Origin of the sequence: Sulfurifustis variabilis (genome assembly GCF_002355415.1) — a bacterium.
Lineage (GTDB): Bacteria > Pseudomonadota > Gammaproteobacteria > Acidiferrobacterales > Sulfurifustaceae > Sulfurifustis > Sulfurifustis variabilis.
On record NZ_AP014936.1, the window covers coordinates 3,447,501 to 3,473,633 of the forward strand.

Annotated in this window: 31 protein-coding genes and 1 tRNA gene (1 of these 32 cut by a window edge); 6 read left to right on the forward strand and 26 right to left on the reverse strand. The window is 64.9% G+C overall.

Features of this window, described 5'->3' with window-relative positions:
* A protein-coding gene (gene tyrS / locus SVA_RS16725) for a tyrosine--tRNA ligase (RefSeq protein WP_096462290.1) crosses the window boundary here: on the reverse strand, positions 1-1,182 show its 5' portion. 18 nt of this gene lie to the left of the window's left edge; the window shows 1,182 of its 1,200 coding nt (coding positions 1-1,182); it begins with the start codon at positions 1,180-1,182; its stop codon lies off the left edge, out of view.
* 218 nt (positions 1,183-1,400) lie between these two features.
* Between tyrS and SVA_RS16730 the strand changes: the two genes are divergently transcribed.
* On the forward strand, positions 1,401-2,798 hold the full coding sequence (locus SVA_RS16730) for a peptidoglycan DD-metalloendopeptidase family protein (RefSeq protein ID WP_169924154.1): 1,398 nt from the start codon (positions 1,401-1,403) through the stop codon (positions 2,796-2,798).
* A gap of 53 nt (positions 2,799-2,851) precedes the next feature.
* Here SVA_RS16730 and erpA read toward each other — a convergent pair whose 3' ends face one another.
* The 9 genes from erpA to SVA_RS16775 all read right to left on the reverse strand — a co-directional run bounded on the left by erpA (position 2,852) and on the right by SVA_RS16775 (position 9,107).
* Positions 2,852-3,205 carry an iron-sulfur cluster insertion protein ErpA gene (erpA, locus tag SVA_RS16735; RefSeq protein ID WP_096462292.1) on the reverse strand — a complete coding sequence of 118 codons (354 nt, stop codon included), beginning with the start codon at positions 3,203-3,205 and terminating at the stop codon, positions 2,852-2,854.
* 53 nt (positions 3,206-3,258) lie between these two features.
* Positions 3,259-3,708 (reverse strand): bactofilin family protein, encoded by a 450-nt coding sequence (locus tag SVA_RS16740; protein ID WP_096462293.1) that lies wholly within the window; start codon positions 3,706-3,708, stop codon positions 3,259-3,261.
* A 30-nt stretch (positions 3,709-3,738) separates the two neighbouring features.
* A complete protein-coding gene (locus SVA_RS16745) occupies positions 3,739-4,461 on the reverse strand; it encodes a DUF6776 family protein (protein ID WP_096462294.1) in 723 nt (240 codons plus the stop codon).
* Between the two features lie 74 nt (positions 4,462-4,535).
* The gene (gene argC, locus SVA_RS16750) at positions 4,536-5,564 is read right to left on the reverse strand and encodes an N-acetyl-gamma-glutamyl-phosphate reductase (protein ID WP_096462295.1); all 1,029 of its coding nucleotides are present in this window, start codon (positions 5,562-5,564) and stop codon (positions 4,536-4,538) included.
* 143 nt (positions 5,565-5,707) lie between these two features.
* Positions 5,708-6,736 carry a porin gene (locus SVA_RS16755; protein ID WP_096462296.1) on the reverse strand — a complete coding sequence of 343 codons (1,029 nt, stop codon included), beginning with the start codon at positions 6,734-6,736 and terminating at the stop codon, positions 5,708-5,710.
* 662 nt (positions 6,737-7,398) lie between these two features.
* Positions 7,399-7,472, reverse strand: a tRNA-Gln gene (locus tag SVA_RS16760).
* Between the two features lie 116 nt (positions 7,473-7,588).
* A complete protein-coding gene (gene rpsI / locus SVA_RS16765; RefSeq protein ID WP_096462297.1) occupies positions 7,589-7,987 on the reverse strand; it encodes a 30S ribosomal protein S9 in 399 nt (132 codons plus the stop codon).
* A gap of 19 nt (positions 7,988-8,006) precedes the next feature.
* Positions 8,007-8,435, reverse strand: a complete 429-nt coding sequence (gene rplM, locus SVA_RS16770; RefSeq protein WP_096462298.1) for a 50S ribosomal protein L13 — start codon at positions 8,433-8,435, stop codon at positions 8,007-8,009.
* Between the two features lie 363 nt (positions 8,436-8,798).
* Entirely contained in the window at positions 8,799-9,107 is a 309-nt protein-coding gene (locus SVA_RS16775; RefSeq protein WP_096462299.1) for a (2Fe-2S) ferredoxin domain-containing protein, read from the reverse strand.
* Positions 9,108-9,175: 68 nt separating this feature from the next.
* Between SVA_RS16775 and coq7 the strand changes: the two genes are divergently transcribed.
* Positions 9,176-9,805: a 2-polyprenyl-3-methyl-6-methoxy-1,4-benzoquinone monooxygenase gene (gene coq7 / locus SVA_RS16780; RefSeq protein WP_179948833.1), complete on the forward strand. Its 630-nt coding sequence runs from the start codon at positions 9,176-9,178 to the stop codon at positions 9,803-9,805.
* A 31-nt stretch (positions 9,806-9,836) separates the two neighbouring features.
* On the opposite strand, the gene SVA_RS16785 is transcribed toward coq7, so the two are convergent.
* The 8 genes from SVA_RS16785 to rpe all read right to left on the reverse strand — a co-directional run bounded on the left by SVA_RS16785 (position 9,837) and on the right by rpe (position 17,392).
* Positions 9,837-11,495, reverse strand: a complete 1,659-nt coding sequence (locus SVA_RS16785) for a DUF885 domain-containing protein (RefSeq protein ID WP_169924155.1) — start codon at positions 11,493-11,495, stop codon at positions 9,837-9,839.
* Positions 11,492-11,911 carry an OsmC family protein gene (locus SVA_RS16790; RefSeq protein ID WP_096462302.1) on the reverse strand — a complete coding sequence of 140 codons (420 nt, stop codon included), beginning with the start codon at positions 11,909-11,911 and terminating at the stop codon, positions 11,492-11,494. Before SVA_RS16790 ends, SVA_RS16785 begins: the two co-directional genes overlap by 4 nt.
* Before the next feature lie 71 nt (positions 11,912-11,982).
* Positions 11,983-12,789 (reverse strand): indole-3-glycerol phosphate synthase TrpC, encoded by an 807-nt coding sequence (gene trpC / locus SVA_RS16795; protein ID WP_096462303.1) that lies wholly within the window; start codon positions 12,787-12,789, stop codon positions 11,983-11,985.
* On the reverse strand, positions 12,786-13,811 hold the full coding sequence (gene trpD, locus SVA_RS16800) for an anthranilate phosphoribosyltransferase (protein WP_096462304.1): 1,026 nt from the start codon (positions 13,809-13,811) through the stop codon (positions 12,786-12,788). Before trpD ends, trpC begins: the two co-directional genes overlap by 4 nt.
* Positions 13,812-13,813: 2 nt before the next feature.
* Positions 13,814-14,389, reverse strand: a complete 576-nt coding sequence (locus tag SVA_RS16805) for an aminodeoxychorismate/anthranilate synthase component II (protein WP_096462305.1) — start codon at positions 14,387-14,389, stop codon at positions 13,814-13,816.
* Positions 14,390-14,391: 2 nt separating this feature from the next.
* A complete protein-coding gene (gene trpE / locus SVA_RS16810) occupies positions 14,392-15,885 on the reverse strand; it encodes an anthranilate synthase component I (RefSeq protein ID WP_096462306.1) in 1,494 nt (497 codons plus the stop codon).
* Positions 15,886-15,989: 104 nt separating this feature from the next.
* Positions 15,990-16,691, reverse strand: coding sequence for a phosphoglycolate phosphatase (locus SVA_RS16815; protein ID WP_096463009.1), 702 nt, complete (start codon positions 16,689-16,691; stop codon positions 15,990-15,992).
* A gap of 5 nt (positions 16,692-16,696) precedes the next feature.
* The gene (gene rpe, locus SVA_RS16820) at positions 16,697-17,392 is read right to left on the reverse strand and encodes a ribulose-phosphate 3-epimerase (RefSeq protein WP_096462307.1); all 696 of its coding nucleotides are present in this window, start codon (positions 17,390-17,392) and stop codon (positions 16,697-16,699) included.
* 157 nt (positions 17,393-17,549) lie between these two features.
* On the opposite strand from rpe, the gene SVA_RS16825 reads away from it, so the two are divergent.
* The 4 genes from SVA_RS16825 (at position 17,550) to SVA_RS16840 (ending at position 20,203) form a co-directional block, all read left to right on the forward strand.
* Positions 17,550-18,347 (forward strand): alpha/beta fold hydrolase, encoded by a 798-nt coding sequence (locus SVA_RS16825; RefSeq protein ID WP_169924156.1) that lies wholly within the window; start codon positions 17,550-17,552, stop codon positions 18,345-18,347.
* A 64-nt stretch (positions 18,348-18,411) separates the two neighbouring features.
* On the forward strand, positions 18,412-19,008 hold the full coding sequence (locus SVA_RS16830) for a methyltransferase family protein (protein ID WP_096462309.1): 597 nt from the start codon (positions 18,412-18,414) through the stop codon (positions 19,006-19,008).
* 5 nt (positions 19,009-19,013) lie between these two features.
* Positions 19,014-19,691 carry an RIO1 family regulatory kinase/ATPase domain-containing protein gene (locus SVA_RS16835; RefSeq protein ID WP_096462310.1) on the forward strand — a complete coding sequence of 226 codons (678 nt, stop codon included), beginning with the start codon at positions 19,014-19,016 and terminating at the stop codon, positions 19,689-19,691.
* A gap of 47 nt (positions 19,692-19,738) precedes the next feature.
* On the forward strand, positions 19,739-20,203 hold the full coding sequence (locus tag SVA_RS16840) for a CopD family protein (RefSeq protein ID WP_096462311.1): 465 nt from the start codon (positions 19,739-19,741) through the stop codon (positions 20,201-20,203).
* Between the two features lie 149 nt (positions 20,204-20,352).
* On the opposite strand, the gene SVA_RS16845 is transcribed toward SVA_RS16840, so the two are convergent.
* The 8 genes from SVA_RS16845 to SVA_RS16880 form a co-directional block, all read right to left on the reverse strand.
* Entirely contained in the window at positions 20,353-20,715 is a 363-nt protein-coding gene (locus SVA_RS16845; RefSeq protein ID WP_096462312.1) for a cupredoxin domain-containing protein, read from the reverse strand.
* Positions 20,716-20,762: 47 nt separating this feature from the next.
* Positions 20,763-23,024 (reverse strand): heavy metal translocating P-type ATPase, encoded by a 2,262-nt coding sequence (locus SVA_RS16850; protein ID WP_096462313.1) that lies wholly within the window; start codon positions 23,022-23,024, stop codon positions 20,763-20,765.
* Entirely contained in the window at positions 23,021-23,518 is a 498-nt protein-coding gene (gene cueR, locus SVA_RS16855; protein WP_096462314.1) for a Cu(I)-responsive transcriptional regulator, read from the reverse strand. The genes SVA_RS16850 and cueR overlap by 4 nt, the downstream gene beginning before the upstream one ends.
* A gap of 69 nt (positions 23,519-23,587) precedes the next feature.
* Positions 23,588-24,109 (reverse strand): Spy/CpxP family protein refolding chaperone, encoded by a 522-nt coding sequence (locus SVA_RS16860; protein WP_096462315.1) that lies wholly within the window; start codon positions 24,107-24,109, stop codon positions 23,588-23,590.
* Positions 24,110-24,121: 12 nt separating this feature from the next.
* Entirely contained in the window at positions 24,122-24,331 is a 210-nt protein-coding gene (locus SVA_RS16865) for a heavy-metal-associated domain-containing protein (protein ID WP_096462316.1), read from the reverse strand.
* 33 nt (positions 24,332-24,364) lie between these two features.
* Positions 24,365-24,850, reverse strand: coding sequence for a hypothetical protein (locus SVA_RS16870; protein WP_096462317.1), 486 nt, complete (start codon positions 24,848-24,850; stop codon positions 24,365-24,367).
* Positions 24,851-25,011: 161 nt separating this feature from the next.
* Positions 25,012-25,398, reverse strand: coding sequence for a DUF302 domain-containing protein (locus SVA_RS16875; RefSeq protein WP_096462318.1), 387 nt, complete (start codon positions 25,396-25,398; stop codon positions 25,012-25,014).
* A 250-nt stretch (positions 25,399-25,648) separates the two neighbouring features.
* The gene (locus tag SVA_RS16880) at positions 25,649-26,119 is read right to left on the reverse strand and encodes a c-type cytochrome (protein WP_169924157.1); all 471 of its coding nucleotides are present in this window, start codon (positions 26,117-26,119) and stop codon (positions 25,649-25,651) included.
* Positions 26,120-26,133: the final 14 nt, after the last annotated feature.

The following is a 26,133-nucleotide window of genomic DNA, read 5'->3' on the forward strand; positions in this document are numbered from 1 at the left end:
GAGAAATCGGCGTTTCCCCACCTGGACCAGATAGGGGCCGCCGGCAGGCAGTTCCGTCCCCGGATCCGCCCGTTCGCCGTCGACGCGAACACCGCCCTGCCGGATCAGCCTCAGGGCTTCGGAGGTGCTCTTCGTCAGGCCCGCTTCCTTGAGCAATTGCGGCAGCGGCGCCCGGCCGCCCGGCACCCGGAGCCGCGCCTCCGGGATTTCGGCGGGCAGCTCGCCACGGCTGAAGCGAGCAAGGAATCCTTCTTGAGCGCGATGGGCCGCCGCAGAACCATGGAATCGCATGACCATCTCCTCGGCCAGCCGCAGCTTTACGTCCCGGGGATTCAGCCCCTTCTCGACTTCCTCCCGCCAGCCGGCGACAACCGCCATATCCGCGCTGCTCAACAATTCGAGATAGCGCCACATGAGGACATCGGAAATCGACATCAGCTTCCCGAACATTTCGTCCGGCGGTTCGTTGATTCCTATGTAGTTGCCGAGCGACTTCGACATCTTCTGCACCCCATCGGTGCCCTCCAATATCGGCAGGGTAATGACGACCTGAGGCGACATGCCGTAATGCTTCTGAAGCTCCCGGCCTACCAGCATGTTGAACTTCTGGTCCGTTCCGCCGAGCTCGACATCGGCCTTGAGCGCCACGGAGTCGTAGCCCTGAATGAGGGGGTACAGAAACTCGTGGATCGCGATCGGTTGCCCGCCGGCATAGCGCTTCTGGAAGTCGTCGCGCTCGAGCATGCGTGCGACCGTGTGCTTGGCGGCCAGTTGGATCAGATCGGCCGCCTTCATTTCCCCCATCCAGCTGGAGTTGAAAACGACGAGGGTCTTCTCGGGGTCGAGGATCTTGTAAATCTGGCTCTCGTACGTCTGCGCGTTCTCGAGCACTTGTTCGCGCGTGAGCGGGGGACGGGTCGCGCTCTTGCCGGTCGGATCGCCGATCATCCCGGTGAAGTCGCCGATGAGAAAGAGGACCTCGTGCCCCAGATCCTGGAACTGTCGCAGCTTGTTGATCAGGACGGTATGCCCCAGATGCAGGTCCGGAGCGGTCGGGTCGAAACCAGCCTTCACGCGTAACCGTCGGCCGGCCTTCAAGCGGTCGACCAGGTCCTGCTCGAGCAGAATCTCCTCGGTCCCGCGACGGAGAAGGCGGAGCGCGTCCTCGATGTTGCCACTCATGAATCGGGCGGTGCTGTATTCGATGCGCCGAAGAGTATCACCGGGCGCGGTACGGCTTCTAGGGAACGAAGCGCGTATTGAACCTGCCCTTTTTCTGCTTTTGACCGCCAGCCGCCCCGGCGGTTAGAGTTCGCTTGTTCGGAACGGACTTCGGAGCGCGGGAACGGACTTCCCTCCAGGCCGCCATGCGACAACCAACACGAATAAACTTTTCAAGCATGAGCGACCGAAGTGCCTTCCAAGAAAGGGCGGCATGGCGGCGGTCGCTGCTTTTCGTGGGGGCCGGCGTGTTCGCGACTTCTGTAACGATCGCGTCGATTCCGACACCCGATCTCGCGCTTGCTCCCGATCCAGCCATTCCTCCCTCGACTCCTCCGCAGACGCTCGTTTACTCGCAAGTCATTCCCGGGTCGGAGTCGACCGATCGGCACCTGCTTGCCGAACTCCTCCGGTCCGCCGCAGTGGTGGAGCCCGCCACTACCACCGAGGGCTACTCCGAAGTGACGGTGCGCCCGGGGGACACGCTGGCTCGTATTCTTCGGGGGCGCGGCATCGAGGCGCCCGGGCTGCTGCAGGTCGTGCATGCGCGGGCTGAGGCGCGTGGCCTGAGCCGTTTGATCCCCGGGGACCGTCTACTTTTGAGGACCGATGCGGGCGGCCATTTGCAAGAGCTGGTGCACAGCGTCGAGCCTTACGAAAACCTGCGCTTGACACGGGCGGCAACCGGTTTCGAGGTGCTGCGCGAGCGGCGAGAATACGACATTCGGGTCGCTTACGTGGCTGGCGGGATCACCCATTCGCTGTTCGAGGATGCGCAGCGAGCCGGACTATCCGAGCCCCTGGTTCTGGCCCTGGCGGAGATTTTCGGCTGGGACATCGACTTCGCGCTCGACCTGCGCACCGGCGATCGCTTCGCCGTAGTCTACGAGGAGAAGTACTGGCTGGGCCAAAAGGTGGCTGACGGGGAAATCCTGGCAGCCGAGTTCGTCAACCGCGGAAAGACGTACCGCGCCATCGGTTATCGACACGACGACGGCGCACTCGAGTATTACACACCGGAAGGCAAGAGCCTTAAACGCGAATTTCTGCGCGCACCGGTGAAGTTCAGTCGAGTGAGCTCCACTTTCTCGAATGCCCGCTACCATCCGATACTCAAGATTCCGAGAGCACACAAAGGAATCGACTATGCTGCACCGGTCGGAACACCGGTGCACGCGACCGCGGGCGGCCAGATCATTTCGCTCGGCTGGAATGGGGGATATGGCAAGACCGTCGTCATCCGGCACGGGACATCGTACAGGACGCTGTACGCCCACCTATCCCGCGTCCGGTCCGACCTCAAAGTAGGGCATAGCGTCGAGCAGGGCGACACGATCGGTTATATTGGACAGACGGGTCTCGCGACCGGGCCTCACCTGCACTACGAGTTCCAGGTTAATGGAGTACACCGGAACCCGCTCACCTATCGGTTTCCCACCGCGACTCGAACTGGGCCGCTGCCCGATGAATTCCATAGCTTCGTGCGGCAGTGGAGCGTTCAGCTGGACATCGTGGGCGGCTCGCATCGGCTCGCGCGCCTGGCAACAGAGCGCGGGAGGGGGGCGGAAGCCCGATAGAAAAAACAAAGGGGCCTTTCGGCCCCTTATGTCGGTACTCGAATTTGCCGCGTTCAGGTGTTGAAGGATGACCCGCAGCCGCAGGTTGTTTTTGCGTTTGGATTCTTGATGACGAACTGCGCTCCGTGCAGCCCTTCCTGATAATCGATCTCGGCGCCCATTAGATACTGGAAGCTGAGCGGGTCAATGAGCATCGTCACGCCGTTCTTCGAAACACGGGTGTCGTCCTCGTTCGCGTTCTCCTCGAACGTGAAGCCATACTGGAAGCCGGAACAGCCCCCTCCGGATACGAATACGCGCAGCATGAGTGCCGGGTTGTTCTCTTCTGCGATCAGCTCCCTGACCTTCTCTGCCGCGCTATCGGTGAAAACGAGCGGCGAAGGCATTTCAGGCATGGCAGCGGTCATTTGCAATCTCCGACTGTAATGCGTCCGATTATCCCAATTCCTGACGGGACCAGTCAACCGTTCTTGGTTTCGTCCTCGGTACCCGCCGCGACGGATTTGAGGCGGGCGACTGTGGCCCGTTCCTTTCCGTCGGCAGGTTCCCGTACGAGGTTCCCGTTGATTGCTGCCCCGAGCGCCATCTCGATGACCTTGTAGTAAACGTCTCCCGTGATTTCGGCCTTCGGTTGCAGCTCGATCCGTTCGACGGCCCGGACTGTACCTTTGATCGTGCCATTACTGATGACGTAGGGGACGGTCACGTTCCCGACTATCTCGGCATTTTCGCTCAATACGAGGGTGCTGTTGCCGTCACCCTTTGCGGTGATGTTGCCCTTGAGCTTTCCGTCGATCCGCAGCCCGCCGGAGAACGCGATATCTCCCTTAAGTTCCGTGCGTGCGCCGATCAGCGTATCGATGGTGTTGCACGGTTTTTCGTTCGTCTGCTTGCCCAAGGTGCTCAACATGTGAGAGGTCTCCCCATCATTAACCTCGATCTAGGCCTGCGGCCAAGCGTAGCTCTCTTCGACCGACTGACTGCTTCCCGCCGGCGTGACGTTCACCTTCACTCGGCGCGGCTTGAAGTTCTTCGGCAACTCGAAGCGCCCTTCGAGGTCCTGGAAATACTTGAAGCTCACTTTAAGAGGGCGCTCGCCGGGCCCGGGGACGGTCAACACCGATTCTTCCGTTCCCTGCATCCCGCTGATCTCCAGGCTAGCCGAACCACTGATCGTGCGCTCGTGCTTGAGGGCCTGTATGAGCACCAGCTTGTAGCGGTATTGATTGGTCCCGGTCGGCTCGATGTAAAGGTTCTGGATGCGTAGGCCACTCTTCTTGTCGACCGGCGTGATGATATTGCGATAGAAGTTGAGCTCCTCGCGCAGTTTCACGATCTCCTGGCTGGACGCCTTGAGCGCCCGCTCCAGTTCCTGGAAGGCCGTTTCGTTCATCTGCAGGCTGCGTTCGGCTCGCGCGAGGTGGTCGCGCAGCTCCTGGTTCTCAGCCGCCTTGCGCTGCAGATCCTCCTGCAGCCGGCTCTGCTTCCGGTTCGCCGAGAACCGCTCGAAACCGGCCGTGCTCAAACCATAGTTATAGATCGAACCGGCAGCCAGGACGACGACCGTGACGACGCTGCCCGTAAGCAGCAGTTTTGTGCGCGGAGACAGTTTGCGACGCACCACGAGATCCGCCGTGGCGCGCTTCTTGAACCAGTTTTTCAAGATCCTCCCTCGGGGATAAAAACGCAGGACCTTCGGGCGCCCAGGCGGCCCTCATCTATTATAGCGACTGAAAATCAAGGCATGAGACCAGGCTGGCTCAAGCCCGTCGCCTCGTTGATACCGAACATGATGTTCATGTTCTGGATCGCCTGACCGGCGGCACCTTTGGTGAGGTTGTCGATCACGGAAAGGACGACCACCGTATCGGCGCCCTGCGGGCGATGAACCGCCAGCCGGCAGGTGTTGGCGCCGCGCACCGAGCGGGTCTCGGGATGGGTGCCGGCAGGCATGACGTCCACGAACGGCTCGTCGTGATAACGCGACTCGTACAAGCCCTGGAGATCGACATCCCGGGTCAGGCGAGCGTAGAGCGTCGCGTGGATGCCACGGATCATCGGGACCAGGTGCGGAACGAAGGTAAGTCCCACCTTCTTCCCGGTGGCCGCCTCGAGGCCCTGGCGGATCTCCGGCCAGTGCCGGTGCCCGGCCACGGCGTAGGCCTTCATCGTGTCCGCCGCCTCGCCGAGGAGCAGGTGCACCTCCGCCTTGCGCCCCGCACCGCTCGCTCCCGATTTCGCGTCCGCGATGAGATGATCCGAATCGACCACTCCGGCCTCGACGAGGGGCAGGAAACCGAGCTGGACGGAGGTCGGGTAGCACCCGGGATTCGCCACCAGGCGGGCCTTACTGATGCGCTGACGGTTGACCTCCGGCAGCCCGTACACGGCCTCTTCAAGGAGCTCGGGGCACGCGTGCGGCACGCCGTACCACGTCTCCCAGACGGTCGGGTCCTTGAGCCGGAAATCGGCAGCGAGGTCGATCAGGCGGACACCGGCGGCGAGCAGCTCGCGCGCCTGCTGCATGGCCACGCCGTTGGGTGTGGCGGAGAAGACGACGTCGCATTGCTCGAGCCCGGCGGCATCGGGGGCGGTAAATGCCAAATCCACGTGGCCACGGAGGCTCGGAAACAGGTCGGTCACGGGCTTGCCTGCCTCGGCCCGCGAGGTGATCGCGCGCAGCTCGACCTGCGGATGTACGGCCAGGAGACGAAGCAGCTCCACGCCGGTATATCCGGTACCGCCAATGATGCCGACTTTGATCATTTTCGAGGAAAGCACTAGGAACGAATCGGGAGGAGTGTATCAGAATGGGCTGGCACCTTTACGGGGCCAAAAAAACGGGGCCCTTTCGGGCCCCGTTAACTGCACTAACAGTTATTATTGTTAGCTGTCGATTGCCTTTCGGCTTAGAAGTTGACGATCATGCCAACCGAGAGGCCGGAGCTGTCGCCACCGGCGGGCAGACCCGAGACAACGGTCTCGTGGCCGTTGCCGCCGACAGCGAAAGTGCCACCGTCGTCGTTGCTGGTCGCCGCATAGGTGACATAGCCGATCGTCGTCTTGCTGAAGAGATGATCCCAGCCCACCGAGATCTGGTCACCACCGTTCTCCACAGCCGCGCCATCGACTTCATCGGCAATGTAGTACTGCGCCTTGAAGACGTTGTTACCCGTCTTGAAGGACGCGCCCACGCCGTAGCTGCTGCGGTCCGCGCCGTCCACGCCACCGAGGGCGCTCACGTCCTGCCACAGCGCCGCGACGGTGAAGCCGCCGCCGACATCAAACTTGCCGGCCAGACGGATCACGTCGGTATCTTCGAGCGGATCAGCGTTCTCGGTGGACAGAAAGCCGAGACCGACAGTGAGCGGGCCACCCGCCCAACGCACGTTGGCCGCCATCTGGTTCTCGTCAGTGAACTCGTCAGCACCGAATTGCGCCTTGAAAGAAAGGCCTCCGAGCTTCGGCGAGAGGTAGATGATGCCGTTGTTGACGCGGCTGTCGGCACCGCCCTGATTGATGATCGCGCGGCTCTCGCCGAGTTGCTCGCGGTAAAACAGGTCGGCGATGCCGCCGATGTCCTTGGTCGCGCTGTCGATCACGCCGAGCCGCAGGGCACCGAAACCGCCTTCAAGACCGATATAGTTGTCGCGATTCGTGGCCGGGGTGCTGGTGACGGTGTCCTGGTCGAACAGGAACTCGTACTGGGCAACGCCCTTCAGTCCGCCGCCCAGATCTTCGCTCGCGCGGATGCCGAAGCGGGAGCTGTTGGTCGAGACGAACAGGCCGCCGTCGTCGGCACCGGGAGCCGCTTCGTCCTGATCGATCACGTCGAGAGACATATGCGCGTGGCCGTAGAGCTTCACCTCGGCCTGCGCCATCATCGGGCCGGCCGCGATCGCCGCACCGATGGCTGCAACTAACAGCTTCTTGTTCATTTACTCCTCCTGATTCGGGAAGGTTTGTCGGTGTTAACGCAAAGCGCAAAGACCCGCGCCTCGACGCTTGTATAGCACCGCTTTTGCGCCCATGCAACTTTTTTGTGATTTTACGGCAGACTGTAAAGGGGTTGTTGCTGATTAGCAACAATAGAAGCGTTGTGGCGCGTTCCCGTCCACGGCGGAATGAAGCCAGGCAACACGCGGCGCGCCGTCGGATCACATGCAGGAGATGGAGCTGGGGCGAATAATCTTCGCGATCGTCGCGTCATGGCGCTTCACCGCCGACGACCACTTCGGGCAGACGAGCTTTACTTGCAGCACCAAGAGGACTGCTACGCGGGACGAATGGCTTGGGAATTAGGATTGACTCGCCCACATCCATGTGGGTCGTCCCTTCGGGACGCGCTGAAGCGCGCCCAAATCGTGTCGAACCCAAGGGTTCTCGTCCTAGTCCCCCAAACGCAAAGGCCCGCCGCGCGGGCCTTTGCTAACTGGCTGGGGGACTAGGACTACTCGCGCCTTCCTGGCGCTCGCCCCTTCGGGGGCCAGCGTCGCTGCGCGTCGCTGTTCCGCGCGCGCTCCCGGCGCGCGCTGGTCGAACCAGGTTCTCATCCTAGTCCCCCAAACGCAAAGGCCCGCTTGCGCGGGCCTTTGCTAACTGGCTGGGGGACTAGGATTCGAACCTAGATTGACGGAGTCAGAGTCCGCTGTCCTACCATTAGACGATCCCCCAAGGCGGGATAGGCGGGCAATTCTACAGAAACCGAAGTCCTCGCCACAACGAAACGCCGTGTATGCGGCAAGCAAAAAGGCCGCCCGCGGGCGGCCTTTTTGCTGAACCTCAAAGAGCTAGCGCTTGGAGTACTGAGGCCGCTTGCGTGCCTTGTGGAGGCCGTACTTCTTTCGCTCGACCGCTCGGGCGTCTCTGGTGACGTAACCTGCCTTGCGGAGAGCCGAACGAAGGGCCTCATCGTATTTCATCAACGCGCGGGTAATGCCGTGCCGAATCGCGCCGGCCTGCCCGCTGGGTCCACCACCCGCGACGTTGACCATTACATCGAACCGGTCCTTGAGATCCACGGCCGCAAACGGCTGGCGCACGATCATGCGCGCGGTCTCGCGGCCGAAGTATTGCTCGAGCGGGCGGCTGTTCACGACGATCTCGCCCTTGCCGGGCTTGAGGAACACGCGCGCCGTCGACGACTTGCGTCGGCCGGTCCCGTAGAAGCTTTCTTTTGCAGTTGCCATCAGGAGTCTCGGGTTCGAATCAGATCTCAATCGCCTTCGGCCCCTGCGCCGCGTGCTTGTGCTCGGCGCCGGCGTAGACTTTGAGCTTGCGGAACATTTCGCGCCCAAGCGGATTCTTGGGAAGCATGCCCTTCACGGCGTGCTCGATAAGGCGCTCGGGATGCTTCGCCTGGACTTCCTTGAAGCTCGCCGTCTTGAGACCGCTCTGGTAGCCGGAGTAGCTGTAGTACGCCTTCTGGTCCGCCTTCGCGCCGGTGACACGCACCTTTGCGGCATTGAGCACGATGACGTAATCGCCGGTGTCGATGTTGGGCGTGAACTCGGGCTTGTGCTTGCCACGCAGCCGCCGGGCCACCTCGGCCGCCACGCGCCCGAGGACCTTGTCGGCCGCGTCGATGACGAGCCACTGGCGCTTGATGGTGTCGGGTTTGGCTACGTAGGTTTTCATGGTTCGGCCAAGCGTGGAAAGCGGCGCATGGTACAAAATGAGTTCCCGGGTTACAAGCCCGAGAACGGGCCGCGGGAGGAATCCGGATGCAGCCGAAAGCAAAAAAAAAGGCGTGGCTTTGAGCCACGCCCGAACCACCACTAGGAGGATGGAGGAGCCGTGAAAAGTCGATGCATATCGTGCGACGTCACCGACCCGAATTCCTTGATCCCTATCAAGAGTAGCAAACGCTACCGGCAACATGAGGATCACTATTTAATAATTATCTAATATTTTTACCGATTGTCAACTCCCCGCTCACGTCGAGTTTGCCCTCGCCCCGACCCAGTATGGTGTTGATTAAAAAGGTAGAACTTTCTTTTTCTATATGCGCAGGCGGTCGACGATTCGACCGTGAACGAGGTGCTCGTCGATAATTTCGTCGATGTCCTCCCGGTCAACGTAGGTGTACCACGTGCCTTCCGGGTAAACGACGATCACCGGACCTTCTTCGCACCGGTCGAGGCATCCCGCGGTGTTGATGCGCACCCCGCCCTGCCCGGCGAGACCCAGTGCCTTGACACGCTCCTTGGCGTATTCACGTAGCGCCGGTGAGCCGTGGTTCGCGCAGCACGCACGACCGTCCTCTCGCTGATTGAGGCAGAAAAAGACGTGGTAGCGGTAGTAGGACATAGGTCGCGGCGAGAGTATAGGATATCCGCCCAGCCGCACCTATCTTTCGAACATCATCCATGAGAGATATCTCGTCTGCCGATCGCCTTATCGGTTCCCTTGATCAAGCCATTCGGCTGGTCTTCGGACCGCGGCCACACGCCGAGCGTTCCACTCCGGCCGTTTCCGTCCCCGAGTCCGATCTTTCGGCCGAGGAACGCGACCTGTCCGGCCGCCTTATGCGCATCAACCACGCCGGCGAGATTTGCGCTCAGGCGCTTTATCAGGGCCAGGCCCTGACCGCCCGCCTGGAACATGTGCGCGACAAAATGGAGCAGGCCGCGCAGGAGGAAAACGATCACCTGGCCTGGACGGAGGAACGAGTCCACGAGCTCGGCTCGCATACAAGCTATCTGAATCCCGTGTGGTACGGGGGCTCGTTTGCGATCGGGGCGATTGCAGGCCTCGCCGGCGACCGCTGGAGCCTGGGCTTCCTTGCCGAGACGGAACGGCAGGTCGTCGAGCACCTCGGAGAGCATCTGGAACGGCTGCCTGCCGGAGATTCCAGAAGCCGCGCCATCCTATTACAGATGCGTGAAGACGAAGGCAAACACGCGACGACCGCCGTCGAGTCGGGGGGCACGCCGCTGCCCCGCCCGGTTCAGCGGCTGATGCGTCTCACCTCGCGCGTGATGACCCGTACCGCTTTTTGGGTCTGACGGCGGCGTCCGAGCCGATCGGTCGGGCCGTTCACGCTTGGCCGAAGAGCATCCCCCGCACCGCCCGCCAGTCGTCAGCACCGAACTGACGTGCGATTACGAGCGGGAGCGCAATAGAACCCGCAGCGATCAGTCGGTCATGGAATTTCGTGAGAGTGAATGCAGCATCCCGCGCACGCAGGCGGTCACGCAGGGCGTTGATCAACGCCCAGCCGGTCGCGTAGCCAAGCGGCACCGTCGGGGCACGTGTGTACCAGGTGAGGTCAGCCAGCGCCTGTGAGCGCGGAAATCCCAAGTGCGTCGTGAGCAGGTTGGCGGCTTGCTCGATTGTCATTCCCTGCGTGTGCAGCCCAATATCGATCACAATACGCAACGCGCGCCACAGGCGATCGCGCAGCAAGATCACCCGCTGCTCGGGCAGAGACAGGAAGCCCTGCTCGTGCATCAATTGCTCAGAGTAGAGCGCCCAGCCTTCGTAGAGGGTCGCCGAGGCGTTGAGGAGGCGCGGCAGGGAACGGGAGTCCGGACGAGTATGGGCCGTCACGAACTGAAGATGATGACCCGGCCAGGCCTCGTGCACGCAAGTGTGCATGATCCCGGCGGCGTCGTGCTCGGCCAGCTGCTCCTCGTCTTTCGGGGGAGTCACGTAGTAGTACCCCTTTTGCTCGGGATCGATCGGCGAGGGTTCCATGTAAGCGGCAAAAGGTATCTGGTGCCGAAGAAAGATCGGCGTCTCTACGATCTCCAGGCTCTCTCGGATCGGCATGGTGACAAGCCCGCGCTCGACCAGGAACGCACGTGCAGCCTGCATGTGCGAGCGGTAGGCATTCAGTAATCTGTCGGAGGCCACGCCGCGCTCGCGAATGCGCGCCATCGCCGCCTGCAGGTCCGCGTGACCGAGCGCCCGGCACGCATCGCCCAGATCCCGCCGTACCTGGTGAATGAGCCGTTGGGCGAAGCGCTCGAGTTCCGGGGTTCCAACGTCGAGGAAATGCCGGTGCCTTAGCAGGTGGGCGAAATAAGGTGCGCCGCAGGCGAACTCGCCGGCTGCTTCACGCGAAAGCTCCGTCCTCAAAAAATCGCCGAAGTCCTCAAGCGCGCGGGCGGCTCGTTCGATTTCTCTCTTGAGCGTTCCGGTATCCACGCCGATCCCGGCCTGCGCGGCAAGTCCGGCGATGAACTGCGCTCCCTGTCCTGCAGCGACCTCGGCCGATTCCAGCCAGAGCGGCGGGACCAGTTTCGCGCGCTCACGCAGATATTCTTTCGCCCGCGCCAGGTGATCGGGAATCGCACCAAGACGCGCCCGCAATGCTTCGGCTGCGTTTGCGACGGGTCGAACCGTGAGCTGGTAGATCGCGCTGACCGGGAGCAGCACGGACGGATCGGGCTGGCGCGGCTCGAGCTCCAGGATGTGCTGGTTCTCAAGGAAAACCGCGCCGCGCAGGATCTCGTAATCGAGCGCCTCGTCCACGGTGAGATCGGCTGAGCCGAGTTCCTCGAGGCCGACAACGAGCTGATCGTTCAGGCAAACGAGGGCGGCGCGATCGTCGTGGCCGAAAGGTGTCAGGAGGTGCTCGTAGCCGGGCACCCCGACATCGACCGCCGCCTCCGGGTGATAGCGGAACCAGGCGGCGAAATAAGTCTCGATCAGCTCCCGGAATCTGGCCGAGGCGTCCGGTTTCGCGCTCACTCGACCTCGGTGATCTCGTAGTCGTGCGTGATCGTCGCGGTCTTGGCAAGCATGATCGAGGCGGAGCAGTACTTGTCGGCCGAAAGCTCGATCGCGTGCGCCACGCGCTTGGGATCCAGACCCTTTCCCTTCAGGACGAAATGGACATGGATGCGCGTAAAAACCTTAGGGTCGACAGGCGCGCGGTCGGCGTCAATCTCCGCGGTGCACTCCCGGACATCCTGCCGCGCTTTCCGGAGAATGTGCACGACGTCGAACGAGGTGCAGCCACCCATTCCGGCCAGCACGAGCTCCATCGGCCGGGGGCCCTCGTTCTGCCCTCCGGCCTCGGGGGACCCGTCCATCGGCACGCGATGCCCGCTCTCCGTCGTGGCGAGGAAACTCACGTTACCGGTCCATTCGACTCGGGTTTTCATGGTTCAAGGTCCCAATTGATCCGTGTGGCGCAGTATATTCGATCGCCCTTCGTGGGAAGCCGGTGGATGCCTCAGGCGGACGCGGCGAACAGCTCCCGGAGCGCAACGCCCGGGTCCGGCGCGCGCATGAAGGCCTCACCCACCAGGAAGGCGCTCACACCGTGTGCGCGCATGAGGTGCACGTCGTCGCTGCTTTGTATGCCGCTTTCGGTGATCACAACCCGGTCACTTGGGATCGAGGGCAGCAGCTCGAGCGTGGTCGAGAGGTTCACCGCGAACGTATGGAGGTCGCGATTGTTGACGCCGATGAGCGGGGACGGAACCGCGAGTGCGCGCTCGAGCTCGACGGCGTCGTGCACCTCGACGAGCACGTCGAGGCCGAGGCCGAAGGCCAGGGCGGCGAGTTCCTGCAGCTGTGTGTCCCCGAGCGCAGCGACAATGAGCAGGATCGCGTCCGCCCCCATGACGCGGGCCTCGTAGACCTGGTAAGCATCGACGGTAAAGTCCTTGCGCAGGACGGGCAGGTTGCACGCCTCCCGTGCCGCCGTCAGGTGCTCGTCCGAGCCCTGAAAGAACTCGATGTCGGTCAGGACCGAAAGGCAGGTGGCGCCGTGCCGTTCATAGGACCGGGCAATCTCCGCCGGTTCGAAGCCGGCGCGCAGCACGCCCTTGCTCGGCGAAGCCTTCTTGATCTCCGCGATAACAGCGGGCTCACCGCTCGCAACGCGCCCGCGCAGGGTGCGGGCGAAGCCGCGGACCGCGGGCGCAACTTCGGCCTGCTCGCTCAACGCCCGCAGCGGCAGCCGGCCGGCGCGCCGTGCCACCTCCTCGGCTTTGCGCGCGATGATGCGTTTCAGGATGTCTGGCGTCCCGCTCATTGTCCGGCGAGTTTTCGCGACAGTCCGACGAGCGCGTGGAGCTTGTCCTTCGCGCTACCGTCGGCCATGACGGCATGCGCCCGCTCGATTCCGGCGGCGAGGGTGGGCGTGAGCTCGGCCGCGTAGATTGCGGCACCCGCGTTGAGTGCGACGATGTCCCGCGCCGGCCCGGCCTCGTTGCTCAGAACCGCTTCGATCATCGACAGGCTTTCGGTCGCATTCGAAACCGCCACGTCGCGGACCCGCCCGCGCGCCACGCCGAACTGCTCCGGCGTGATGGTATAGCTCGTCACCTCGCCGTGCTTCAACTCCGCGACGTGGGTCGGCGCCTCGATGCTGATCTCGTCGAGCCCTCCCTCTGCGTGGACCACGAGCACGTGCTCACTGCCCAGCCGCGCAAGCACGTGTGCCAGCGGCTCCACCCATTGCCGTGCGAATACACCGATCACCTGGTAAGGAGCGGCGGCGGGGTTGGTAAGAGGTCCGAGCAGGTTGAAGATCGTGCGCACCGCCATCTCGCGGCGGGGACCGATGGCGTGTTTCATGGCCCCATGGTGGTTTGGCGCGAACATGAAACCGACACCCACCTCGTTCACGCACTGAGCCACCTGTTCCGGAGTGAGCGAGAGGCTCACGCCGGCGGCTTCGAGCACGTCGGCGCTGCCTGTCTTCCCGGAAACCGAGCGATTGCCGTGCTTCGCGACCTTGCCGCCGGCGGCCGCCACGACGAAGGCCGAGGCGGTAGAGATGTTAAACGTGCTCGCACCGTCGCCCCCGGTACCGCAGGTGTCCACCAGATGCGGGCCACTGACCCCGACGCGCGTGCAGAGCTCGCGCATCACTTCGGCCGCAGCGGCGATCTCCTCGACGGTCTCACCCTTCATCCGCAGGCCGATCAGGAAACCGCCTATCTGCGCGGCGGTGGCCTGGCCGGTCATGATCGTGCGCATGACCGCCCGCATGTCCTCGGCGGAAAGATTGCGCCGTTCGGTAACGGCGCGAATGGCGGATGACATGTCCATGCTCAGCTCGCGCGATGCCCGGTGAGGAAGTTCTCGAGCAGCTGATGACCATGCTGGGTCAGGATCGATTCGGGATGAAACTGCACGCCCTCGACCGCCAGCGACTTGTGGCGTACGCCCATGATTTCGCCGTCCTCTGTCCAGGCCGTAATCTCCAGGCACTCCGGCAGCGTCTCGCGCTCGATGACGAGCGAGTGGTACCGAGTGGCCTCGAAGGGGCTCGGCAGACCGCGGAACACGCCCTTCGCCGCATGATGGATCATCGAGGTCTTGCCGTGCATGAGCTCCCTCGCGCGCACGATGCACCCGCCGTAAGCCTGACCGATACTCTGGTGACCGAGACAGACGCCGAGTATCGGGACCCGGCCGCCGAGGCGTGCGATCACCGGCACGGAAATCCCGGCCTCGTTGGGCGTGCAGGGACCGGGGGAGATCACGATCCGCGCCGGCTCTAGCCGTTCGATATCGTCGAGCGCGATCTGGTCGTTGCGATACACGCGCACATCCTCGCCCAGCTCGCCCAAATACTGGACCAGGTTGTAAGTAAAGGAATCGTAGTTGTCGATCATGAGGAGCATGTTCATGCCCTCCCCGCGCCGTTCAGACCCGCCGATGCGAGCGCGACCGCGCGGAAGATGGCCCGCGCCTTGTTCATCGTCTCTTCCCATTCCTTCGCGGGCACGGAATCCGCGACGATGCCGGCGCCCGCCTGGATATACAAGGTACCATCCTTGATTACCGCGGTGCGAATGGCGATGGCGGTGTCCATGTTGCCGCTCCAGCCCAAGTAGCCGACGGCGCCCGCGTAGATGCCGCGGCGCGTCGGCTCGAGCTCGTTGATGATCTCCATCGCGCGCACCTTGGGCGCCCCGCTGACCGTGCCGGCGGGGAACGCGCCCCGCAGCACATCGATCGCATCGAGACCGTCTTTCAAAGTGCCGACCACGTTGGAGACGATGTGCATCACGTGCGAGTAGCGTTCGACGACCATCTGGTCCGTCACGCGCACGCTGCCGGTCCGTGCGACGCGCCCGACATCGTTGCGCCCCAGATCGACGAGCATGATGTGCTCCGCCCGCTCCTTGGGATCCGCGAGCAATTCCTCTTGCAGGCGCCGGTCCTCGGCCTCGTCCGGCCCCCGGGGGCGCGTACCCGCGATGGGGCGCACGGTGACCGTCGCGTCCTCCAGCCGCACCAGAATCTCCGGCGACGAGCCGACGATGTGAAAGTCGGCGAGATCGACGAAGTACATATAGGGTGAGGGGTTGAGGGTGCGCAGGGCGCGGTACAGATCAAGGGGCGAAGCGCCGTACGGAATCGAGAGGCGCTGTGACAGTACGACCTGCATGATGTCGCCCGCGCGAATGTACTCGCGTACGCGCTCAACGGCCGTCTCGAACCGCTCCCGGTTGAACTCGGCGTGAAAATCGGCCTCCTGTACCAGTGCATTGCCGGTTGGCGTGACCGCCGGCAGACCCGCGCGCAATCGGGTGACCAGCTCGTCCAGGCGTCGATTGGCGGCCCGGAAGGCGTCCGGGGCGGCGGGGTTCACGTGGATTACCACGTAGAGCTTGCCGGCCAGGTTGTCGAACACGACCACCTCGTCCGACACCATGAGCAGGACGTCCGGTGCACCGATGGCGTCCGGTTTCCTCATCTCCCCGAGTCGAGGCTCGATGAAGCGTACCGTCTCGTAGCCGAAGTAGCCGACGAGGCCGCCGGTGAAGCGTGGCAGGCCCGCGACCTCCGGCATGCGGTAGCGGGCCTTGAAAGCGCGCACGTACTCGAGCGGGTCGGCGACCTGCTCGTGCTCCACGACTTCCCCGTCACGCATCACCTCGACGCGGTCGCCGCGAATGGTGAGGTGCGTACGGCAGGGCAGGCCGATGATCGAGTAGCGGCCCCACTTCTCCCCGCCCTGCACGGACTCGAACAGGTAGGAGTACGGCCCGCGGGCGAGCTTCAGGTAGATCGAGAGCGGGGTGTCGAGATCGGCCAGGACCTCGCGCATCACCGGGATGCGGTTAAAGCCCTGCGCGGCGTAACAATCGAATGCGGTCTGACTGAGGGACATGGATCACCATGAGATCACAGGTTGAACGGAAACGGCACGGCCCGACGGCGCGCTTCGGCGCCATCGCGTGCGGTTCCACGGTTCAAAGCTGTGTCTCACGGTGACTACAAAACCAGAGTGACGAGGCGAGGCAGGTCCCCGAGCGACTCGATTACGGCGTCGGGATTGAGCTCCCGCACGTCCTGGCCGTGATTATAACCATAGCTCACGCAGACGACATGCATGCCGGCCGCGCGCGCCGCCTTCACGTCGTTGCCCGAGTCGCCCACGAGCAGGCCCTGCTCGGGTCGGATGCCGAAGTGCTCGCAGGCGTGGAGCAGCGGGAGCGGATCGGGCTTCTTCTTCGGGAGACTGTCGCCGCTCAAAACCAGCTCGAAGTAGCGCGAGAGATCGAGGGCGTCGAGCAGCGGCCGGGTGAATGCCCCGGCCTTGTTGGTGATGCAGGCGAGGCGAAACCTCGCGCGGGCAAGCTCTTCGAGCCCGTCGACCACGCCCGGGAACGGCCGGCTCTTGGCCGCGACACGCTCGCCGTAATGATGCCGGAAACGCGCGATCGCTTGCTCGAAGAGCGGGGCGTCGGGCTCGGCCCACATTTCGCCCGTCAGCGCCCGCTTCACCAGACGGCTGACGCCGTTGCCGATCCACTCGGCGATCCTGTCGAGCGGGTGCGGCTCCCGCCCCAGGTCCGCGAGCATCAGATTCGCGCTGTCGGCAATGTCGGGCGCGGTATCGACGAGGGTACCGTCGAGGTCGATCATGATCATTTTGACCGCGAGCGGAAAGCGGGCGCCCGCGGCGGCCGGCATCTGCATTATCCGACCTTCGCCTTTTCCAACTCGGCCCGCATCGCCTTCACGACCGTGTCGTAGCGATGCGCGTCGGAGGTCCTGCCGGCGCCGAAAATCGCCGAGCCCGCGACGAAGGTGTCGGCCCCGGCTTCGGCGATCTGTCGAATGTTGTCCACTTTCACGCCCCCGTCGATCTCGAGACGGATGTCACGTCCGCTTTTCTCGATCAGGCGACGCGCCTCGCGGAGTTTCGGAAGCGATGAGGAGATGAAGCTCTGTCCCCCGAAACCCGGGTTGACGGACATGAGCAGGATCATGTCGACCTTGTCCATCACGTAGTCGAGATAATCGAGCGGAGTCGCCGGATTGAAGACGAGACCCGACTTGCACCCGGAGTCGCGCACCAGCGAAAGGGAACGGTCGATGTGCTCGCTCGCTTCCGGATGGAAGGTAATGTACGTCGCTCCGGCCTTGGCGAAGTCCGGAATGATCCGATCGACGGGTTTGACCATCAGGTGCACGTCGATGTCGGCCTTCACGCCGTGCTTGCGCAGCGCCTCGCATACCAGCGGACCGATGGTGAGGTTCGGGACGTAATGGTTGTCCATGACGTCGAAGTGCACGATGTCGGCGCCGGCGGCAAGGACGTTGTCGACCTCCTCGCCGAGGCGCGCGAAGTCGGCCGACAGTATCGAAGGAGCGATCTTGTAGTCGCGCATGAGCTTTCCCCTCGCGCCCGACGGGCGCGGGTCCCCAAAGGTTTCGGAAGAGGCGCACTTTAACCGATCAAAGGGCCCTTTGGCAGCCGGGGCATGCCCGAGGTCGCCGGCGCCGGTCACTCGACCGTTCCATCTTGGCGCACCTATACTCCTTATCATGCGTACACCCCCGATCCTCGCCCTTGTCCTCCTGGGTGCACTCGCCGTCCCGGCGCAGACCGCCACGTCGACCTCGAACCTCGAGCGGGAAAAGAACTGGGCCGACCAGATCGTCGATGCCCTGATCGCCGGCGAGCCGGTGACGCTCGAAGCACGGGGGGTCAAGTTCCTCGGGTTGCATACCGAACCGGCAAACTCGGAGAAATCGCCGAAGGCGGTCATCCTGCTGCACGGACGCGGCGTCCATCCCGCCTGGGGGTTCATCGATACCCTCCGGGTGGACCTGGCCGACGCCGGTTGGCACACACTCTCACTTCAGATGCCGATCCTCGACGCCGACGTGAAATTGTCGGAGTACGGCGCGACCTTGCCCGAGGCGTTTGACCGGATCGATGCGGGCATCCGGTTCCTGCAAGCGCGGGGGATCAGGACGATAGTGCTCGCCGGACACAGCTCGGGGGCGATGACGGCCCTGGCGTACGCGGCAGAGCGCCCGACGGCATCCATCGCCGCCGTCGGGGCGATCAGCCCGCCGACCGAACCGGCCGGCGGCCGACTGATGAAACCGGTCGAGCTCCTGCCTCACATCAACAAACCCGTGCTCGACATCTACGGCAGCGACGACTTTCCGGAAATCCGGAGCACGGCCAAGGCCCGCCGGGCGGCAGCCGGGAAGGCGGGGAACCGTGACTACGCGCAGCAGCTCGTAAAGGGCGCCAATCACTTCTACACGGACCGCTACGACGCGCTGAAACAGAACCTGCTCGCCTGGCTCGCCCGCTTCGGCGGGAAATAGCGGGTGCCGGGGGCGGCCGCGCGTGTTAAGATGCGGCGCCTTCTCAGCGCCGCAACCGTCATTCATGAGTGCCGAACAACCCAGCCTCGCCGAGCGCACGGGCCTCGCCCGCTTCGCACACGATCTCAGGTACCGCCGCCACCGCTTCCGCCAGTTCATCGGCATCGCGTTCCTGATCCTCCTCACAGGAGTCGGCCATCCGTGGGGTCCGCTGTCGTACTATGTCGGCGCGGTGATCGCGGTGCTCGGCATCGTCGTCCGCCTGTGGGCCTCCGGGCATGTGAAGAAGAACAAGCAGCTCGCGACGACCGGCCCGTACGCCTACGTGCGCCATCCTCTGTACGTCGGCAATCACCTGCTTATGGGCGGCTTCTCGCTGGCCTCGGGGCTGTGGTGGGCCTTCCTCGGCTGGGCGTTCATCAGCTTCTACTTCTACCCGCAGACGATCCGACACGAGGACCGGCATCTCGCGCGCCTGTTCCCCGGCCAGTGGGAGCCGTGGGCAAAGGAGACGCGCGCGCTGATCCCGCGGCTATCGCCCTACGGCACCGGCGAGAAAGGCGAGTGGTCGTTCCGGCAGAGCCTTCGCCAGAACGGTGAGCCGATCATCGCGGCGCTCCTCGTCCTGTTCCTCTACGTGCTGCACACCCGCCTGCCCTGAGCCCCATGGACGCCGGGGACGAGGCCGAACTCGTCAGGCGGATCGAAGAACGGCTGCGGGCCGGCAGCCCGGCGCACTCGGGCTACCAGGGCGAGATACACGTTCTCGAATACCATGGCCGGCGTCTCGCGGTTAAGGTCGCGGCGGGATTCGGGCCACTCGCCTGGCTGGGACGCCTTACACTCAGACGCGAGGCCCGCGCCTACGAGAACCTTCGCGGCTTTGCCGGCAGCCCGGCCTGCCTCGGCCTGTTGCGCGGTCGCTACCTCGTCCTCGACTACGTCGAAGGCGTGCCCCTGCGTCGGGCGAAGGACTTCGATCGCGCGGCGTACTTCGAGACACTGCTCGCCTATGTGAAGGAGCTGCATGCGCGCGGCGTTGCACACGCGGATCTCAAGCGCAAGGACAACCTGCTCGTGGTCGAGGGAAGGCGGCCGTGCCTCATCGATTTCGGCGCCGCGATCGTGCGCAAGCCCGGCTTCGCGCCGATCAACCACCTGCTCTACGGTCTCGCCCGTCAGTTCGACTACAACGCATGGGTCAAGCTAAAGCACCGGCGCCGGATAGATCAGGCGCCGCCCGAGGACCTCGGATACTACCGGCGGACACGCACCGAAAAACTTGCGGGCGCGGTGAAGGCCGTCTGGCTGGCGCTCAAGAGCGCCGTCCGCGCGCGGTCTTGACGGGCGGGCGACGGACAAAATAATCACAACCGGAGAGGACTGCTCCCATGCCTTTCGCGATCACACTCCACCTGCTCGCCGCCGTCGTCTGGGTCGGCGGCATGTTCTTCGCCTACATGGCGCTGCGGCCGGTCGCAGCGACGCTGCTCGAACCGCCGCTGCGTCTTCCGCTCTGGTCGCAGGTGTTCGGCCGATTCTTCCCCTGGGTATGGGCGGCGATCCTGGCCCTTCCGCTGACCGGATACTGGATGATCCTCGGGCCGTTCCAAGGCTTCGCCAGCGTCCGCTGGTACGTGCACGTCATGCAGGCGATCGGCTGGGTGATGATCGCGATTTTCCTGCACATCTACTTCGCGCCGTACAGGCGGCTCAACCGGGCGGTGGCGGCCGGCGACTGGAAGAGCGCCGGTGCGCAGCTCGCGCAGATCCGCCGTCTGGTCGGCTTGAACCTGATCCTCGGTCTGACCACGATCACCGTGGCGACTGCCGGCGCCTACTTCACCGTCGATTGAGAAACCGGCGCGGGCCGGAGGTTCCGGGACCTCGCCGGGATCGGCGCCGGATGCGCGCCTCGCTCTGCTGGCGCACCCATTGTCAGCGGTTCCGTTTCGGACTCGCCGCGTGCGAGGTTGCGCTTGGAGCGCGCCCTGCATGTCCGCCGCTAGCGGGCGATCAGGCGCCCGCGGTACATCCGCATCTGGCAGGTGAACTCGTACTCGCCGGGCTGCCCGGGCAGCACGGTGAGATCGCGCGGCTTGCCGACCGGCAGCTCGGCTGCAATGCCGAGACTATCGAAGCGAACCTGTTCGGCGCACGGGCTCGGGTCCTTGCGAAGGAAGCGCAGCGTCACGGGCCTGCCCGCCGGGACCTCGATCACGGGCGGCGTGTAGACGCCGTTCTCCACGAGGACCTCGACCGGCCCGGAGGCCGCCACGCGCGCCGCGCGCGGTCCCGAGAGCCAGAACCACCATACGATGAAGCCGATCAGGACGAGACCGGTGAGGTTGACCAGCACTGAAGTCATGAAACTATCTCCTGGGATCGTGAGGTCGCGAGATCGGGAGAGGGCCACTACGCCCTCACGCGCTCGCGCCCTCCGGAGTTGAAGTAGCGCAGCCGGTTGGCGTTGGTGACCACCGTCACCGAGGACATGGCCATGGCGGCGCCTGCGATCATCGGATTGAGCAGCACGCCGAAGAAGGGATAGAGCAGTCCCGCCGCGACCGGAATGCCCAGCGTGTTGTATACGAACGCACCGAACAGGTTCTGCTTGATATTGCGCACCGTTGCGCGCGAAATGGCAATCGCGTCCGCGACCCCGTGGAGCGAGCCGCGCATCAGCGTCACGTCGCCGCTCTCGATCGCGACGTCCGTCCCCGTGCCGATGGCGAATCCCACGTCGGCCCGCGCGAGCGCCGGGGCGTCGTTGATGCCATCGCCCACCATGCCGACGATCTCATTGCGCGCCTGAAGCTCGGCCACTTTCGCCGACTTGTCGCCGGGCAGCACTTCGGCGAAGACCTCGTCGATCCCCACCTGGGCGGCCACCGCCTGGGCAGTCGCGCGATTGTCGCCGGTGAGCATCACCACCCTGAGGCCGATCGCGTGCAGCCGCTTGATCGCCGCGGCCGAGTCGGCCTTGATCGGATCGGAAACGGCCACCACGCCTGCCGCGCGCCCGTCGACCGCGAGGTACATCGGCGTCGCCGCCAGGGCCGCGAGGCGCCCTGCCTCGGCCTCCAGACCTCCGAGCGTCACGCCATGCTCCTCCATCAACCGGCGGTTGCCGAAGAGCACGACTTTTCCATTGAGCGTCGCGCGCACGCCGCGGCCGGCGATCGCCTCGAATGCGCTCGCTGGTTCGAGCGCGAGACCGCGCTCCTTCGCCGCGTCGACGATCGCCTGCGCAAGCGGATGCTCGGAGCCGCTCTCCACGCTCGCCGCCGTGACGAGCAGCCGTCGCTCGTCCCAACCGGGGGCCGCCACGAGCGCCGTGGCCGTCGGCCGACCCTCGGTGACGGTGCCGGTCTTGTCGAGCACCACGGTCGTGAGCCGGCCCGCCTGCTGCAGCGCCTCACCGTTGCGGATGAGCACGCCGTACTCGGCGGCCTTGCCCACGCCGACCATGATGGAGATCGGCGTCGCGAGACCGAGCGCGCACGGGCAAGCGATGATGAGCACGGTCATCGTCGCCACCAGCGCGTAGGACACTACCGGGCTCGGCCCGAGGTTGAACCAGGCGAGAAAGGTTACGACCGCGACGATCAGCACCGTCGGCACGAAGACGCTCGAGACCCGGTCGGCGAGCCGGCCGATGGCGGGCTTGGAGTTCTGCGCCTGGCGCACCATCTCGATGATGCGCGCGAGCGCCGTGTCGCGTCCGATGCGCGTGGCCTTGAAAAGAAAGGAGCCGGACTTGTTGAGCGTGCCGCCGGTCACCTCGTCGCTCGCGCGCTTCTCCACGGGGAGCGGCTCACCGGTGAGCATCGACTCGTCCACCGTCGAGTGGCCGTCGAGGATCACGCCGTCGACCGGAATCTTCTCGCCGGGGCGCACGCGCACGGTGTCTTCCAGGCCCACCTCTTCGATCGGCACGTCGATCTCGCGGCCCTCGCGTACGACGCGCGCGGTGCGCGGCTGCAGGCCGATGAGGCGCCTGATGGCCTCGGAGGTCTTGCCGCGCGCCCGCATCTCGAGCGCCTGACCGAGATTGATCAGCGCGATGATGATCGCGGCCGCCTCGAAGTACGCGTGCTGCGCGATCGAAGGGACGATGTTCGGCGCGGCCGCCACGGCGATCGAGTACACCCAGGCGGTGCCGGTGCCGAGCGCGATGAGCGTGTCCATGTTCGCGTTGTGCGCCCGGAAGGCCTTGAGCGCGCCGCGAAAGAAATGCCCGCCGGAGTACACGAGCACGAAGAGCGTCGCCGCGCCGACGAGCAGCCAGAAGAGCTGTCCGCCGGATTCCGAAAGCATGGGCAGCAGGCCGAGCGGCTCGGCAACGAAAAGCGGCAGACCGACGGCCGCAGCGACCGCCGTCTTGCGCACGAGCGCGCGGTAGTGCGCGGCCTCGGAGGCCTCTTTCTCCGCCTCGTCCGCGACGCCACGCAGCTCGGCCGCGTCGTAGCCGGCCTGTTTTACGGCGGCGACGAGCGCCTCGGCCGAGGCCTCGCCGCTCACGGTCGCCGTGTGCTCGGCGAAGTTCACGGCAGCCTCGCGCACGCCCGGCACGGTCTTCAGGGCGTTCTCGACGCTTGCCACGCAACCGGCGCAGCTCATGCCGGCGATGGAGAGACGCCGGGTCTCGATCGCGTCCTTCTCGACCGCGCTCATGCGGCTACCCTCGTCTTCGCAGGCGCATTCGATCGTCCGGCTTTTTTCGGTCGAGCCGTCTTGCGCCCGGCCGGTTCACGCCCGCCGGACGGCGCATGGCACCGCTCCGGCTCGACCAGGCCGTCGATAATGGGGCAATCCGGCCGGTGATCCCCCCGGCAATGCCCCGCCAGATGCTGCAGCGCCTGCGCGATCGACTGCAGCTCGGCGATCTTGTGCTCGAGCTCGGCGATGTGCGCGAGCGCGATCCGCTTGACCTCCCCGCTCGAGCGGCGGGGATCGCGCCAGAGCGCGACAAGCCGGCGGATCTGCTCGACGGGAAAGCCGAGGCCGCGGGCGCGCTTCACGAAGCGCAGGGTGTGGACATCGGATTCGGTGTAGCTCCGATAGCCGTTGGTCCGGCGCGAAGCCGGCGAGATGACGCCGATATCCTCGTAGTACCGGATCATCTTCGCTGAAACGCCCGAGGCGCGGGCGGCGGTGCCGATGTTCATGGGTCTGCTCCCGTCTGATTCGTGCACATCCTAGACCCTCCCACGATGGGAAGGTCAAGCGGCCGACCCTCAGCGCGCCCCGCCCGACGGAGGCGCCGGACGTTGCTCCGGTTCTTCGATGTTGAGCGGCTCGAAGTCCCCGGTCTGCGTCCCGGGATGCATCATGTAGGGGAGGGATTCGGGATACGGCGCGGGGCCCTGCCCGCGTCGCCACCGGACGAGTTTGAGGCGCTGCGCCTCGGTCAGAAGGGCATCGACCCGGTTCTCGGCGTCGATGCGGGCCTCCAGGCGTTCCTGCTGGAGCGTGGCGATCCTGCGAAAGGCGGCGCCGATCGCCTCGGCATTACGCTCCGGCGCATCATAAAGCTCGCGCAGGTCCGCCTGCGCCTCGAGGATGCGCCCGTCGAGGGCGCACCGCCGTGCGTGCAGGTCCCGCTGGATCCGGCGAAGCTGGTCCCGCTGCTCCGACCCGAGCTGAAGGAGTCCGGGCGGAACGAGAAAGTACGCGGGCGGCGCGGAACGCTGTGCCCCTGCGTCGCCCCCGGCGAGGACGAGCGCCACCGCCAGTGCCAGCATCGATCCCTGATGCATATCGCCCCCGTGTCAGGTCTTCGCGACCGCCGGATACCCCGCCCCTGAGAGCGCCGCCTCCACGTCCCCGGGGCGTACTTCGCCTCTGACGATCGCCGTCTTCGTGGTCAGGTCGACGCTCACGTCCGACACGCCCGGCAAGCTCTTCAGCGTCTCCTGCACCTTGGCGACACAACCACCGCACTTCATGCCCGGTACGTCGAAGCGAGTTTCTGCGGCCATGAACCGTTGCTCCAAACTGACGACGTTCTGCGGTTAGACGCGCACAGGGGCCTGCGGGTTCGGGGCGCGAAGGGTCGCGGTACACGCGGTGAGCACCGCGGCCATGCTCATGCCGAAGAGCAGCTTCGAGGCCAGCGTCACCCCCGGCGGCATCAACGTGACAAAGGCCGGATTCAGAACGGGCAGCACGACGCCGAAATTCACGGCCCATACGGCAGACAGCGTCGCGGCCGCGAGAACCCAGGTCAGGACCGGGGCGCGATGCCTGGCCAGCGGCCACCAGAGCAGAGCCGCGAAACCGAACGCGACCGCAAGCGCAAGGAGCAGGTGCACCGCGATGCCGAGCCAGACGCTCATCGCACTCATCGGCGTCGCCACGAAGCTGGCCGTCACCTCGTGCGCCACGCGGCTTGCCTCGAGCGGTCCGAATCCGGCGCAAAGACCGACCCACACCAGCTCGGCCAGGCCTCCGGCGAGTCCCGCCAGCACCACCCCACGAATCGGAAAATGCGCCTGCATCGGACCCTCCTCGCGGCCCTGCCGCGGTTCACCTGCTTCGAAAAGCGCCGAGCCAATTAACCATGGCTCAGCGGACGCTTTATTGATCGGCGTCAAAGGACCGTTTCACAGGCCGGGCCGCAAAAACCCGTCGGCGCCGAGCGCCGCAAACGCCGGGCTGGCTACTTGAGCCGGTCGCGTACGCGCTCGAGGCGGCCGCGCACCTCGCGAGCTATCTCCGCGATCTCCGGGCGGTCGGTCAGCTTGAGGACGGCGATCGGGTCCATCAAGCCCACGTTGATGCTCTGGTCGGGCTCCACGCGCACGACGACGTTACAGGGGAGAAGGAGGCCGATGTCGGGGTCCGCCGTGATCGCCCGGTGGGCGAGCGGCGGGTTGCACGCGCCGAGAATGCGGTACGGGCGCATGTCGAGGCCGAGCTTGCTCTTCAGGGTGGACTGCACGTCGATCTCGGTCAGCACGCCGAAACCTTCCGTCTTGAGCGCTTCGGTCACGCGCTGGATCGCGCTCTCGAAGCTGTCACGCAACTGCACGCTGAAGCCGTACATGCCTGCCTCCTGGAATGCGTTGACGATTGCCAGGCTCGCACGCTCGGACGGATCTGCGTCGACGCCCGGCGGCGCCCGGACCAATGACGAGCCACGCATTATACGGAGCGTGCCCGGCCGCAACAGCCCGGAGTACTCGGTTACTTCTTCCGGTTATCCGTGAGCAGATACTTGATGAGGGCGGCGATCACGAGGATGACGAGAACCCAGAGTACGATGCCCATTGCGCCTCCTTAGCGTCGAAGACGCTTCAGCCCTTCGGCGTCGCCTGCTTGCGCCGCCATTGCGAGTACACCTCGGGCGGCCAAAGGGCCTGGAACCAGGCGATGATGTCGTCGATCTCGTTGTCCGACAGCCGCCCGTTCCACGAGGGCATCACCTGCGCGCCGTCGCGCTTGACGCCGTTTCGGATCGCCGCGACGAGTTCGGCGCGCGAGCGCTTCCAGTCGTTGCCGGTGCCGTCGAGCGGCGGCGCGGCGGTCACCCCCGGCGTCTGCCAGTCGGGATGCCCTTGCGCCTCCGGTCCGTGACACTGCGCACAGTGTTCCTGGTAGAGTCCGGCGCCGCGGTTGAGCGCAGCGATCGAGACCGGGGGCTCCGGGGCCGCGACCGACGCGGGCGCGGCGCTCGTCGGAGCGGCCGGCTCCTCCTTCTTCCCGCAGGCGAGAGGAAGAACGGCGAGCGCGATGAGGACGATGCAGAGCGCGTAGCGTTGATTCACGGCGCCGCCCTCCC

Coding starts and splice junctions, on each gene's coding strand:
- trpE (WP_096462306.1), bottom strand. CDS start 15,885: ATGTCCCTCAGTCAGACCGCATTCGATTGTTACGCCGCGCAGGGCTTT.
- erpA (WP_096462292.1), bottom strand. CDS start 3,205: ATGACCGCTGCCATGCCTGAAATGCCTTCGCCGCTCGTTTTCACCGAT.
- SVA_RS16860 (WP_096462315.1), bottom strand. CDS start 24,109: ATGCATCAGGGATCGATGCTGGCACTGGCGGTGGCGCTCGTCCTCGCC.
- trpC (WP_096462303.1), bottom strand. CDS start 12,789: ATGAGCGGGACGCCAGACATCCTGAAACGCATCATCGCGCGCAAAGCC.
- rpe (WP_096462307.1), bottom strand. CDS start 17,392: ATGCGCGACTACAAGATCGCTCCTTCGATACTGTCGGCCGACTTCGCG.
- SVA_RS16830 (WP_096462309.1), top strand. CDS start 18,412: ATGAGTGCCGAACAACCCAGCCTCGCCGAGCGCACGGGCCTCGCCCGC.
- SVA_RS16815 (WP_096463009.1), bottom strand. CDS start 16,691: ATGCCGGCCGCCGCGGGCGCCCGCTTTCCGCTCGCGGTCAAAATGATC.
- SVA_RS16790 (WP_096462302.1), bottom strand. CDS start 11,911: ATGAAAACCCGAGTCGAATGGACCGGTAACGTGAGTTTCCTCGCCACG.
- argC (WP_096462295.1), bottom strand. CDS start 5,564: ATGATCAAAGTCGGCATCATTGGCGGTACCGGATATACCGGCGTGGAG.
- SVA_RS16875 (WP_096462318.1), bottom strand. CDS start 25,398: ATGTACGGCTTCAGCGTGCAGTTGCGTGACAGCTTCGAGAGCGCGATC.
- SVA_RS16845 (WP_096462312.1), bottom strand. CDS start 20,715: ATGACTTCAGTGCTGGTCAACCTCACCGGTCTCGTCCTGATCGGCTTC.
- rpsI (WP_096462297.1), bottom strand. CDS start 7,987: ATGGCAACTGCAAAAGAAAGCTTCTACGGGACCGGCCGACGCAAGTCG.
- SVA_RS16840 (WP_096462311.1), top strand. CDS start 19,739: ATGCCTTTCGCGATCACACTCCACCTGCTCGCCGCCGTCGTCTGGGTC.
- cueR (WP_096462314.1), bottom strand. CDS start 23,518: ATGAACATCGGCACCGCCGCCCGCGCCTCGGGCGTTTCAGCGAAGATG.
- SVA_RS16825 (WP_169924156.1), top strand. CDS start 17,550: ATGCGTACACCCCCGATCCTCGCCCTTGTCCTCCTGGGTGCACTCGCC.
- SVA_RS16740 (WP_096462293.1), bottom strand. CDS start 3,708: ATGTTGAGCACCTTGGGCAAGCAGACGAACGAAAAACCGTGCAACACC.
- trpD (WP_096462304.1), bottom strand. CDS start 13,811: ATGGACATGTCATCCGCCATTCGCGCCGTTACCGAACGGCGCAATCTT.
- SVA_RS16775 (WP_096462299.1), bottom strand. CDS start 9,107: ATGTCCTACTACCGCTACCACGTCTTTTTCTGCCTCAATCAGCGAGAG.
- SVA_RS16755 (WP_096462296.1), bottom strand. CDS start 6,736: ATGAACAAGAAGCTGTTAGTTGCAGCCATCGGTGCGGCGATCGCGGCC.
- SVA_RS16730 (WP_169924154.1), top strand. CDS start 1,401: ATGAGCGACCGAAGTGCCTTCCAAGAAAGGGCGGCATGGCGGCGGTCG.
- SVA_RS16865 (WP_096462316.1), bottom strand. CDS start 24,331: ATGGCCGCAGAAACTCGCTTCGACGTACCGGGCATGAAGTGCGGTGGT.
- SVA_RS16850 (WP_096462313.1), bottom strand. CDS start 23,024: ATGAGCGCGGTCGAGAAGGACGCGATCGAGACCCGGCGTCTCTCCATC.
- rplM (WP_096462298.1), bottom strand. CDS start 8,435: ATGAAAACCTACGTAGCCAAACCCGACACCATCAAGCGCCAGTGGCTC.
- SVA_RS16805 (WP_096462305.1), bottom strand. CDS start 14,389: ATGCTCCTCATGATCGACAACTACGATTCCTTTACTTACAACCTGGTC.
- SVA_RS16835 (WP_096462310.1), top strand. CDS start 19,014: ATGGACGCCGGGGACGAGGCCGAACTCGTCAGGCGGATCGAAGAACGG.
- SVA_RS16870 (WP_096462317.1), bottom strand. CDS start 24,850: ATGCAGGCGCATTTTCCGATTCGTGGGGTGGTGCTGGCGGGACTCGCC.